10 protein-coding genes are annotated in these 9,995 nt (G+C 54.8%); 6 read left to right on the forward strand and 4 right to left on the reverse strand.

Annotation, left to right across the window (positions count from 1 at the left end):
• From B3Y70_RS03750 to B3Y70_RS03760, 3 genes are all read left to right on the forward strand, one after another.
• The coding region (locus B3Y70_RS03750) for an intermembrane phospholipid transport protein YdbH family protein (protein WP_288589215.1) at positions 1–165 on the forward strand (165 nt) is incomplete at its 5' end.
• Positions 162–377, forward strand: coding sequence for a YnbE family lipoprotein (locus B3Y70_RS03755; protein ID WP_011785390.1), 216 nt, complete (start codon positions 162–164; stop codon positions 375–377). The genes B3Y70_RS03750 and B3Y70_RS03755, both read left to right, overlap by 4 nt.
• A 41-nt stretch (positions 378–418) precedes the next feature.
• Positions 419–763, forward strand: coding sequence for a YdbL family protein (locus tag B3Y70_RS03760; protein ID WP_114433335.1), 345 nt, complete (start codon positions 419–421; stop codon positions 761–763).
• 3 nt (positions 764–766) lie between these two features.
• Here the strand turns inward: B3Y70_RS03760 and B3Y70_RS03765 are convergent, their stop codons facing one another.
• Positions 767–1,399 carry an HPP family protein gene (locus B3Y70_RS03765; RefSeq protein WP_278351338.1) on the reverse strand — a complete coding sequence of 211 codons (633 nt, stop codon included), beginning with the start codon at positions 1,397–1,399 and terminating at the stop codon, positions 767–769.
• 210 nt (positions 1,400–1,609) lie between these two features.
• Between B3Y70_RS03765 and B3Y70_RS03770 the strand changes: the two genes are divergently transcribed.
• Positions 1,610–2,521, forward strand: a complete 912-nt coding sequence (locus B3Y70_RS03770) for an ROK family protein (RefSeq protein WP_286895349.1) — start codon at positions 1,610–1,612, stop codon at positions 2,519–2,521.
• Between the two features lie 217 nt (positions 2,522–2,738).
• On the forward strand, positions 2,739–6,590 hold the full coding sequence (locus tag B3Y70_RS03775) for a DUF3427 domain-containing protein (RefSeq protein WP_286895351.1): 3,852 nt from the start codon (positions 2,739–2,741) through the stop codon (positions 6,588–6,590).
• Here the strand turns inward: B3Y70_RS03775 and B3Y70_RS03780 are convergent.
• The 3 genes from B3Y70_RS03780 to B3Y70_RS03790 form a co-directional block, all read right to left on the reverse strand.
• Positions 6,574–7,638 carry an NAD(P)H-dependent flavin oxidoreductase gene (locus tag B3Y70_RS03780; RefSeq protein ID WP_286895352.1) on the reverse strand — a complete coding sequence of 355 codons (1,065 nt, stop codon included), beginning with the start codon at positions 7,636–7,638 and terminating at the stop codon, positions 6,574–6,576. The genes B3Y70_RS03775 and B3Y70_RS03780 overlap by 17 nt on opposite strands.
• Positions 7,639–7,675: 37 nt before the next feature.
• Positions 7,676–8,416 (reverse strand): hypothetical protein, encoded by a 741-nt coding sequence (locus B3Y70_RS03785; RefSeq protein ID WP_023009904.1) that lies wholly within the window; start codon positions 8,414–8,416, stop codon positions 7,676–7,678.
• Positions 8,417–8,492: 76 nt separating this feature from the next.
• Complete coding sequence (locus B3Y70_RS03790) at positions 8,493–8,933, reverse strand: methylglyoxal synthase (RefSeq protein WP_014421098.1); 441 nt, start codon at positions 8,931–8,933, stop codon at positions 8,493–8,495.
• A 207-nt stretch (positions 8,934–9,140) separates the two neighbouring features.
• On the opposite strand from B3Y70_RS03790, the gene B3Y70_RS03795 reads away from it, so the two are divergent.
• Complete coding sequence (locus B3Y70_RS03795) at positions 9,141–9,956, forward strand: SDR family oxidoreductase (RefSeq protein WP_286895354.1); 816 nt, start codon at positions 9,141–9,143, stop codon at positions 9,954–9,956.
• Positions 9,957–9,995: the final 39 nt, after the last annotated feature.

Here is a 9,995-nt window from a genome sequence, read left to right on the forward strand (position 1 = left end):
AATCCGGATCTTCGTGGCGGGCAGCCGGTTGTGCTCAACATCAATCTTGAAGAGGATATCCCCGCCCTGTTAACCAGCCTTCAGCTGAGTGGCAGAGTGAACGAAGCCGTGACCGAAAGGGTTCGGGAACGGCTACAACAATCCGGGCAGGAGGCAGTGCCATGACAAACCTATGGCGTTGGTGCCGGCCACTGGCGGCCAGAACATTCCTGGTTTTAATGTTGCCGCTGGCGCTATTTGCGTGCACACCCACTGTGCAGATGGCGGCACCAAAAGAACCGATTACCGTAAACCTGAACGTAAAGATTCAGCACGAGATCTACGTGAAGGTGGACAAAGAAGTGGACGAACTGTTCAGCGAACAGGGGCTGTTCTGAGCGACACCGGGCAATGCCAACGGCTGATCAAGGGGTTGAATATGAAACGACTGATACAACTGGGCGCCTTTGTATTGGCACTCGCCATAGCAATACCGGCGCTGGCCATGGGGCTGGAAGAAGCGAAACAGAAACTGGACACGGCTAAACAGCAGGGCCTGGTGGGGGAAACGCCAACCGGTTACCTGGACGTGGTGCGTGCAGAAGGCGATGCCCAGGCTGTGGTGAAAGCCATTAACCAGGCCCGCCGGGATGAATACACCCGCATTGCTGAAAAACACGACATTCCGGTGACACAGGTTGAGACCGTGGCCGGTCAGAAAGCCATTGAAAAAACGCCCGCAGGCCAGTTTGTGTTGATCAACGGCAAATGGGTGAAGAAGTAAGTCTCAATCGGCCGCTGGGGCCTGCTGCCGAATGGGAGCGGAACCCGTGCTGGCCGACCAGAGCGGATAGGGAATACCTGCCAGCCGGTTCATCACAAAGGCATGGGCCAACAGCAACGCCACTCCCGCCATAAGCACGGGCAACTGCGCCGGATTGGGCATCAGGCCCAAGGAAACGATCAGTGCGGTGGCACCGGCCGGAGGGTGAGCCACCCGAAACACCACCATCAGGCAGCTGGTAAGCCCCAGCGATAACGCCGCCGCCCCCACCCTGGGCAGATCAACACCGGTCATGAATGCCGACGCCTGCCCCTGCAGCCCGAACATGTACAGAGCCAGCAAGCCCATCAGGGCGCCAATCAGGTGCCCGCAAAGTGTATTTCTGGGAGACGCCGGTTGCGCCATGGGCACATAGAACAGAATAAAAGCGGTGGCACCGAGGGAGGGGAAAATGAAAGCCTCCTGCGTAACCAGCGCCACAAACGACACCAAAGCAATACTGAACCCGCCATTAACCAGGTTGAACACCGCCATCACCGTGGTACGGCTGTACTTGCTCGCCAGGCGCTCCAGGTGCAGCGCCTGAACCAGGCCTTTGGCCAGCTGCCAGCGGAGTTGTTCGTTCCTGCGTCCCATACTGCCTGTTCATGCCCTGATTTGGTGCGTTAAAGGGTGCGGGATGATAAGCACTGACGAATATCAAGGCAAACAGGGATTTTCGATAATGGTTAAGAGCTTTATGAATAACCTGAGCTTTTGTCAGAAAGAAGACGCATAAAAATACCGGGTTCCCTTTCCGCTCATAACACCGTATTTTCTGGGAAACCGTTGAACAAAGAGTGCGGCATGGGAAGCAATTGGCTGATAGGCATTGATCTGGGTGGCACCAAAACCGAAGTCATCCTGATCGACCGGCATAGCCAGGAGCATTTTCGCCAACGGGTACCAACCAGCGTCGGCAACTATCAAGCCACCCTGCAAACCATCCACGCCCTGGTACAAAAGGCCGAAGCCCACGCCGGCACCACCGGAATACCCGTGGGCATAGGCATACCCGGCAGCGTTTCGGGCAAAACCGGCCGCATTAAAAACGCCAACTCCACCTGGCTGAACGGCCAGCCCATGCAGCAACACCTTCGTGAACTCCTGCAACGGCCCGTAACCCTGACCAACGATGCTAACTGCCTGGCGCTTTCCGAAGCCACAGACGGAGCAGGGCGCAACCACCACACGGTATTCGCCGCCATACTAGGCACGGGCTGTGGCGCAGGCATCACCGTGAACGGCCAGCTGCTGACCGGCCCCAACGGCGTAGCCGGCGAATGGGGCCATAACCCGTTACCCTGGACACCGGAAGCTGAACTGCAACAGCGCCCCTGCTTTTGTGGCCGGTATGGCTGCAACGAAACCTTTCTTTCCGGAACCGGGTTGTCACTCACTCACAAACTGCACACGGGACAGCAACTGCCCGCCCACACCATTGTTGCAAACGCACGAAATAGCGACCCGCAAGCCACCGAAACCCTGCAGCAATACCTGGAGCACCTGGCCCGAGGCCTGGCCGCCGTTATCAACGTGCTGGACCCGGACATCGTCGTGCTGGGTGGCGGCATGAGTAATGCGGAACAGATATATCGGGAACTGCCGGGAAGGCTTTCGAGCTATGTGTTTGGGGGTGAGTGTGATACGTCGATTGTGAAAGCCGCCCATGGAGACTCCAGTGGGGTGCGCGGAGCCGCTTGGTTGGCAACTATCTGAATCCAAAGGTAAAGCGCCGCCATACGACACAAACTGTTACTCCGTCGCCCGCACTGAGTGTAAGAACGTTGCCACCAGCGGGCAGGTTGCGGTCTGAGCAAACTAGGCGAAACTGCGGGAGCTCGAGTGGCTGCCTTAGGCGGCTGGACAAAAAGTCGGTCGCTGGTAACCTGGTAGAAAAGAATTGGGCGCGAAATAGTAGCAAGGAAACCACCGAATGTCAGACACGCTGGGCTATTACAATGCCAATGCCGAAGCGTTTGTGGATTCAACTCTGGATGTATCTATGGATGACATTTATCGCGTCTTCCTCCCTCATGTGGCCGACGGTGGCCACATACTTGATGCGGGTTGTGGCTCTGGCCGAGATGCTTTGTATTTTCACGGTCATGGATACCGGGTTACCGCCTTTGATGCATCGCAGGCAATCACCGCGCTTGCTCGTCAGAAAACTGGGCTTCCGGTTGAGCATCGGTCGTTTCTGGATGTTGAAGAACTGCATGCCTACGACGGAATATGGGCCTGTGCCAGTTTGCTACATCTTCCCGCAAGTGAAGTTCCGAGCGCTTTAACTCGCCTTTGGTCTGCTTTAAAACCCGGAGGCACGTTGTATGCCAGCTTTAAGCTTGGCGAAGGCGAACGCCAAAGTGGCGGGCGGCATTTTACGGATGCAAACGAAGAGTTGGCTGCGCAATGGTTTGAAGCCGTCGAGAAGGATGTCCAATTAACTTTCTGGCGGACTCTCGATCAGCGGCCCGAGCGTGATGAGCAATGGCTAAACATGCTTGCTCATAAAGCACCAGCAGCACATGACAGGCTGACTATCGGAGGCAGACAGCATCATTTCTTGCCGAAACTGTGCCATGCGATACGTTCAGCTGGCCAAGTAGATATGGCTGTCGCATTTGTGAAAACGACGGGCTTGAATTTGTTGCTTCCGGATCTTCTGGATGTGATTCACAAAGACAGGGAGCCTGCCCCAGCACGGGTGAGAATACTAACCAGTGATTACCTCGATATCACTGATCCGGAAGCATTGCGCAAGCTATCCCTGCTGCAAGATCACGGTGCACAAGTTGCCGTCTACGAGAGCAAAGGAAGTAGTTTTCATATGAAAGCCTACCTCTTTGCGGGGCATGGTGGTTCTCGTCACCATTGGGGAAGGGCGTTTATTGGTTCTAGTAATATCAGTCGGCAAGCGCTTCAGGATGGACTGGAGTGGAACTATCAAATCGATTATCCACCAGAAACCGGCTATCTGGAGGCTGTAAACCGTTTTGAAGAACTTTTCCGGCATCCCAATGTCGTTCCGCTAACAGATCATTGGATCGACGAGTATGCTAAAAGGCGCGTTCCCCCACCTCAGCCAGTAGCGCCTGGTAGTACTGAGCAGGAAGCCCCACCAACACCTAATGAAGTGCAAAAGGCTGCGTTAAAGGCTCTGGACGAGACCAGGGGCGAGGGATATAAGCGAGGCCTGGTTGTTTTGGCTACCGGCCTTGGTAAAACGTGGTTGTCAGCCTTTGATGCCAAGCAGTTGGGTGCGCGGCGAATTCTGTTTGTGGCGCATCGAGAGGAAATTCTGTACCAGGCCGCCGAGACTTTTGTCCGAATAAAACCAGATAGTCGCGTTGGTTTTTATATGGGCAAGCAGCGGGATCATTCTGTCGATATCCTCTGCGCGTCCATACAAACGCTAGGCAAAGAGTCCCACCTTGAGCGGTTTGCTCCTCAGCATTTTGATTACATTGTGGTTGATGAATTTCATCACGCAGCCGCACCGACATACCACCGGCTCCTAAAGTATTTTGCGCCACAGTTTTTATTGGGGCTGACAGCCACACCTGACCGAACGGACCGGTCTGACATTCTGTCACTTTGTGACGACAATCTGGTTTATGAATACCCGTTATTCGATGGCGTAAGGGGCGACTTCCTTGTCCCATTCCATTACTACGGCATTTACGACGAAACCGTGGAGTATCAGGAAATTCCCTGGCGCAACGGGAAGTTCGATCCTGATTTACTCGCCCATAAACTCGCTACTATGGGGCGTGCGCGCCATGCGTTGCGGGTCTGGAATCAACATAAACAAATCCGCACATTGGCCTTCTGTGTGTCCCGCGCACATGCGGATTTTATGGCTCGGTATTTCCAAAAGAACAAGATTAGAGCCGTTGCCGTTCATGGTGATTCAGAAATGTCCCGAGGTGAAGCACTCGAGTTGCTGGAGTCGGGTGATCTCGATGTTATTTTCTCCGTGGACCTGTTTAACGAAGGTGTGGACCTTCCCGCGATTGATACGGTTTTGTTGCTCCGGCCAACCGAATCGAAGGTTTTATTTCTTCAGCAGATCGGCCGAGGTCTGCGTAAGAGCAATGGTAAAGAGCGGCTTGTGATTCTCGATTTTGTCGGGAACCACCAAAGCTTCCTTCACAAGCCCCAAGCCCTTATGGGGCAGTCGATGAACCAGCGTCAGCTTGCTGATTTTGCGAGAAAAGCAGAGCAAAATCGGCTGGAATTGCCCGATGGCTGCTTCGTTAATTATGATCTGGAAGTGATTGAGTTCCTGAAAGGGCTGGATCAGAAGGGGACAGAGAAGGACTATCAGGCGCTCAAAGACACGCTGGGGCGCAGGCCAACGCTTACTGAGTACTATCATTTTGGGGCTAATATTAGCCAGATGCGAAAGCAGTATGGGAGTTGGTTTGGTCTGCTGAGCGCTATTGGTGACGCCTCGGAAGCTGAAAATGAGTTGCTGGCTAAACATAGTGATTTTTTCGTAGAGGTCGAGAAAACCTCCCTGAATAAATCATTCAAAATAATATTGCTTGAGGCATTTCAGACAACTGGTGGCTGGACTGGTGGTGTCGAGTTTCCCAAACTTGCGGATGAGTCGTGGAAAATAATGGCTCGCCGGCCTCGATTATTTGCGGAAATTCACGATTCTGTCCGTCATTTGGATGGTGTAGCGCCTGAATGGCAGAATTATTGGAGAGAGAATCCCGCTAAATATTGGACGAACAAGTCGCCCGCTTTTTTTGTTTTGGAAAACGGACGATTTGAGTCAACAGTCACTGTTGATACGTTTGGATTAGGGATTTTTGAGTCAATGGTCCAGGAACTCATCGACTTCAGGCTAGCCCAATACTTGACTAGGTCCGAGACTGTTCCGGCGACCGAAGTGCAGAATAACGTAGTGGCGATGTCGTCGGAGGGTACAGAACTCCCTTTCTTTCCAACTCTTAAAATTGCCTGCGGCCACTTCAGAAACAGCAGAGTTGATGCGATTGAAGACGTGGAATACCGGTCTCTGGGTAACGGCTACGGGCGATTAAACCCGGAGAAGCATTTCATTGCGAAAGCCTCAGGTAATTCCATGAACGGTGGCAAGAATCCTATCCACGATGGCGATTACCTACTTCTCGAACAGATCAGCTCTGGCGCTGCAGGGAAAATCTCTGATGCCACGTTAGCGATCGAAAGATTGGATGAGGCTGGCGATACCCAATATTTGCTCCGAACTGTTCGGAAGTCCGCTGAGGGTGAATATATTCTGGAAGCTGCGAATCCAGCCTACGAGGATATTGTTCTCACCCCGGAATTAGTAGAGCAGTTTAGGACCTTCGCCCGGTTGAAAGAGGTTATCTCGCCGCTGGAAATGGCTCGCGGACAGGAATTGCTGCGAGAAGACATACCAGCTCTTTTCGGTGCGGAATTTAACCCAGGGAACTGGCAGAGTGGTCATGTGTTTTTGAAAGAGGCAGGGGCCCATGTTCTTTTAGTAACACTTAATAAGCAGGGCAAAGCAAGTCAGCACCGCTATATCGATCATTGGGTCGACGAAACTACCTTTCATTGGCAAAGCCAGAATTCAACGACGCCAGAGAGCAAGCGTGGTAGAGAGCTGATTCACCATCAGAAGCTTGGACTGTCAGTGCATCTGTTCGTTCGTGAAAATAAGCTTCGTAATGGCAAATCGGCTCCGTTTACATACTACGGTCCAGTCGCATACAAAAGTCACACGGGTAGTGCTCCGATGAGTGTTCTTTTTAGTTTGCTGGTTTAGGAGTTAAAACACTCACCAACTCCCCCGCTGAAACCTCCCTGCACCCACTCACATTCTGCCCACTCCACAACGGTGAAAAATCGCCGGAGCCCGCAGCTTCAGCCGCTGCCCTGAGTGGTGCGATGGCGTTGGTTGCCAGTGGAAATGCCGGTGCGAGCTCTGATATTGGCCCGAGTTCTCGCATTATCCGGTTAACAATGCCCCGTGCAGGGCCTCCGGAAAACAGGTTTGTCAGGGCGGTATGCCTGGCCTGCGGGCTTTTGAGTGCCTGCCGGTGCAGGGGGCGGGTGGTTGCCTCGGGACACAGCATAAACGCCGTGCCAATCTGCGCTGCCGCTGCGCCAAGCTTCAACGCGGCCTGTACTCCCTCTGCAGTTGCAATGCCACCAGCCGCGATAACGGGAATGTTCACGGCGTCCACAATCTGAGGCAACAGGGCGAAGGTGCCCATTTGTGTGGTCATGTCCCTCGTAAGAAAAATCCCTCGATGACCGCCCGCTTCCAACCCTTGGGCGATAATTGCGTCTGCGCCGTGTTGTTCCAGCCAGATGGCTTCCTCCACAGTCGTGGCGGTAGAGAATATCTTTGCCCCGGCTTGCCGGACTCTATCCAGCAATGCCGGCTCTGGTAGCCCGAAGTGGAAGCTCACCACTGCCGGACGGGAGGCTTCAACAATAGCTGCGGATTCTTCGTTGAAAGGCATGCGGCCGGGGCCGTTGCTGATGGTGGCTGGATCTATCTCGAATTCTTGGTAATAGGGCGCCAGTGCCTGCCTCCATCCGGCCTCCTGCGAGTCATTCGGGGCGTGCGGTGTATGGGCGAAAAAATTGAGGTTATAGGGGCCACCCTGGGTGGCTTCATTCAGTGCCTGAAGTTCTGTTTTCAGTGCATCGGGGCCGAGCATGGCGCAGGGCAGAGAACCGAGGCCGCCGGCGTTGGTAACCGCGGCTGCCAGGCGGTAATCCTGAACGCCAGCCATGGGGGCCTGGATGATGGGTTTTTCTACGTGCAGTATGTCCAACAGTGGATGCGGCCATGATCGGGGCATAATGTGGGATCCTTAAAGGCGGTTTTCCGATGCTGAGTCAGCTTTTGCTGTGTTGATGTCGACGGAGGGACTCCAGTACTTCGGCTTTGATTCCTTCGCGTTCAAGTTGTTCGAGCACCTTGGCGAGTTGATCAGCGAGCACAGCATGTCGCTGGTTAAGGTAGTGGTAGAACGTAAAAGTCGTCACGGGCTTTCGGATCGGCTTTAGCCGATGCCAATGTTCGTTTGTCAGCGGTGATATGCCCTCAACATCCGAGACGAAAGCCACGTCAACTCTCCCTAGCTCCAGAAGGGAGCGGACCTGATCGTAATCGTCTGCAAGGATAGGCTCCATGCCGAGCTCTCTGGCTTTGTCCTCGGCGATGATGGCCCCCCGGAGTACAGATACCCGAAGAGGTTGATTCTTGGGTGAGTGTGGCAGGTCGTGGGTTTCTGTCTCCCGGACAACGGCCAGAAGCTTGCCCTGGAGAAGAGGGAACTCAACCCTCACGAGGTTTGGGTAATTCGATGCGACGGCATCAACCCGGTAGAGGTCGCCATCCAGGCCGCCATTGTCGGCCAGCAGAAGAGCGCGTTTGGTGGGCACCTCCATCACGGAGACACCGACACCCAAACGTTGGTAGGCGATTTCCAGGATTTGCCTTGCGGCTGTTGCGCTGGGCACACCCTCAATGGTTGCCAGTCTGACTTCTGCCGGCAACCCGTTGGCCGTCGTATGGGGCGCAACGAATGCCAGAGAGGCAAGCACTGCGATCAGTAATCGGCGTATTGCTTCCATAGTCTTTCCCCTCGGCTCCTTTCAAGGGTGTCCCTTCATGTTAGTTCCGATCTGGACGTCTGGCTGTTTTTTTCGGTTACTGAACTTTGCGACCAGTGTATTCCGAGAAGTCCGGCTTCTGTGGCTGGTGCTGGTCGTCGGTCATATAGGCAGAGGTCAGCACGAACTCTGCGGTGGCCCGGTTGCAGGCAACGGGGATGTTCCAGAGGGCGGCTATGCGCAGCAGGGCCTTGATGTCCGGGTCGTGGGGCTGAGGTTCGAGAGGGTCCCAGAAGAATACCAGCAGGTCGATTTCACCTTCAGCAATCTTGGCGCCGATCTGTTGGTCGCCCCCCAAAGGCCCGCTCAGCAGACAGTTGAGATCGGTTCGTCCGAGGCTTTCACTCAGTAGCCGGCCAGTGGTTCCGGTGGCGTACAAACGCAACGGGGCAAGGCGGGTGCGGTTCTCGTTCGCCCAGTCCACCAGTTCCTTCTTCTTGTTGTCGTGTGCCACCAGGGCAACGGATTTTACGGCCATGTTGCGTCCTTAATCTGTGAGGTTCCGTCAAAAGGGGCAGAGTGTTTCATAAACGCGTGGCCCGGGAAATAGGGCGATGGCGGCATCACACCGGCACCGGCTACGTCAATAGCCAAACACGGGGCATTGGCCGGCATTGAAGGCATGGAGGATTATGCTGGCCGGGGGTACGCTGGCGGGATAACAAGGATTTGCGGAGCGTGTGGTATGGCGGGTGGTAATGTACAGAAGAAGTCTGCGAGGAAGGTATACATCACCGGTGGTGCCAGCGGAATTGGCTTTGAACTGGCGCGGTCTTATCTGCGTTCAGGGGCAGAGGTTACCCTGTTTGATATCCAGCCCATGGAATCCGCTGTGGAGGGGTTGGCAGCCATAGCGGGGCCGGCATCCATTCGAACATTCGCCATGGATGTGACCAAACCGGGCGGAGTGAGAGAGGCCTTTGCCTCCGCGGCGGAGTCTTCACCGCCAGATCTGGTCATTCACTGCGCGGGAATCGCCATTGCGGCCGATTTTGAGGCCATAGACGACGATGCCTATGCCCGGGTGATCAACATCAACCTGGTAGGTACGCGCAATGTGGTGGCCGGTGTCCTGCCCCATTTGAAAGCAGGTTCGCAGCTGGTTCTGGTTGCATCCATGGCCGGATTGGTGGGGTGTTATGGCTACGCGGCTTATTGTGCTTCCAAATACGGAGTGGTGGGGTTAGCTGAGGTGTTGCGCATCGAGCTGGCAACGCGGGGCATTGATGTCTCTGTGGTGTGCCCTCCGGAAGTGGAAACGCCGATGGTAGAGGCGGAGCGCTTGAATCGCCCCAGGCAAACCGAAGCGCTGAAGTTGATGGCCGGCACCTTGCCTTTGAATGTCGCCGTGGCGCAGATCCGCAAAGGTATCGATCGCCGTCGGTTTATGATTATTCCGGGTTGGCGGGCCAGGGGGCTTTGGTTTACCAACAAGCTGCTCCCGGGGTACTGGACGCGAACGCTGGCCGACTATCTTGTCAGCAGGTCGTCGCATTCGTAGGTTGTTGATGCAGGTGTGAAGTGGACCCCAAATTTTGGA

Source organism: Marinobacter sp. UBA5687, assembly GCF_002420325.1.
GTDB classification, from domain to species: Bacteria; Pseudomonadota; Gammaproteobacteria; order Pseudomonadales; family Oleiphilaceae; genus Marinobacter; species Marinobacter nauticus.